The sequence below is a fragment of the Dorea sp. AGR2135 genome, assembly GCF_000420885.1.
Lineage (GTDB): Bacteria > Bacillota > Clostridia > Lachnospirales > Lachnospiraceae > Dorea > Dorea formicigenerans.
The window spans coordinates 1-1,580 of record NZ_ATVU01000069.1 but is presented as its reverse complement, the minus strand read 5'-3'; the positions used below and the strand labels follow the sequence as shown (position 1 = coordinate 1,580).

Annotated in this window: 1 protein-coding gene; it reads right to left on the bottom strand. The window is 32.9% G+C overall.

Annotated features, from left to right (window positions below; all coding sequences use genetic code 11):
* Window positions 1–1,259 (bottom strand): IS66 family transposase (locus G593_RS0118230; RefSeq protein ID WP_029732603.1); only part of this gene is annotated, 1,259 nt, incomplete at its 3' end.
* Window positions 1,260–1,580: the final 321 nt, after the last annotated feature.

Genomic DNA, 1,580 nt, shown 5'->3' with positions numbered 1-1,580 from the left:
TGATTAGACTTGTAGTTTTCCAATCGGTTTAACAAGGTCTTTTCATCACTTTTTGCATACTCATGCGAAGTTTTTTTATTCTCTTCTCGTCCTAGTATAATCAATTCCTTGTATCTGGTTTCATATTGTTGCAATTCTTTCTTTGAAAATCTACGCTCTTCCTGAATTAAAAGTTCTTTGCGTTTTTGATTTATTTCTTTCATAAGATCAGACATTTTTTTAGACCATTGATTCTCTGTTTCTTCCGTATTTTTGCGTAGATAACGTAATAAATGTACATTACATTCTGCATGTTCCGTCCCAAAATGATAAAGTGCAGTTTCATGGTCATGAACTAGCGTTCCTGAATACTTCTTTAAGAAATCTATTTTTTCCAAGGCTTCAATTGCCTTGCTCTTCATTGCACGATACACTACAGTATTCTGAATACTAAAATTTCGGATATAATTCAACTTGCCATTTACTGTAATACCGGTTGCATCTGTTGCAACAACTTTTTGATTTAAAAGAGTTGTCTCCAAATGTGAAATACTTGGTTGTGCATTTTCTGCTAGCTTACGGCAAAAACTATAAACACTCCCTTCTGATAGTTCCAGTGTATTTTCACTTGCAGCATTTAAAAATGCTGCAATTCGATCATTCGACATAACCCCTTCACTGTATAACGAAACAGCCAGTGCTCTTACATTGGCTCCATATGTCACATCACTACGATATTCTGATGGGATTGCAAGTTTTCCATTTTCATCTGGATAAATCCGTAATTCAATAACCTTAGGGTTCACCTCGAGATCCAGGATATACTTTGTTACATAGTGATTTCCTTTTACTTTCCCGAGATTCCTGATTTCAGGTCTATAAATTCCATTTTTGATTTTTTCTTCAACATCTGCTTTTGTTAATGTTGTTCCTTTACGTCCTTTTTGTCCTCCAGATTTTCGATTACTTTTTTCTCTTCCATTGTAAGTATTAGCTGGTTTGCCACACTTTTGGTCTGTAGATGGAGGAAGTGAAGTATTAGAACTGTCATTATTAATAATACTTTTCAGCCGAGCATTATCTTCTTTTAACAACTTATTTTCCGCTTTCAAAACAGCGTTTTCTGTTTTTAATATAGCGTTTTCATTTTCAAGTTCATCAATTCTATGGTTCAGGGAGCTAATCTTCTGGTTCGATTCTTTCTCAAAAGAATCCATGCGATTCATGAGATCCATTAACTGATTATACATTCCATTTTCATAATTGCTTTTTCGTCCCATAAGATTCTCCCCCTTTTCTTTCGATTTCCGATAAAAGTAGTTTAACAGAAATCGAATAAAAAGAAAAATTTATTATAAAACGTTGTCGTCAAAATGACGGTGGATAAAAATTGATTTTAGCAACTTATCAAGAATAGTTGTCCACAAAAAATAGCCCAAATTTATTCCTAATAAAGTATTTTAATCAAAATGTAATTAATAGTTCTGTTAGATAAAGGATATTCAAAAAAATGAGGAAGAAACTGTGGATAAGTTCTTCCTCCAAAAAATAAAATTTCTCTGTTTTTTATATTTTAGTTCAGCCGAAGGCTGAACTGTTAC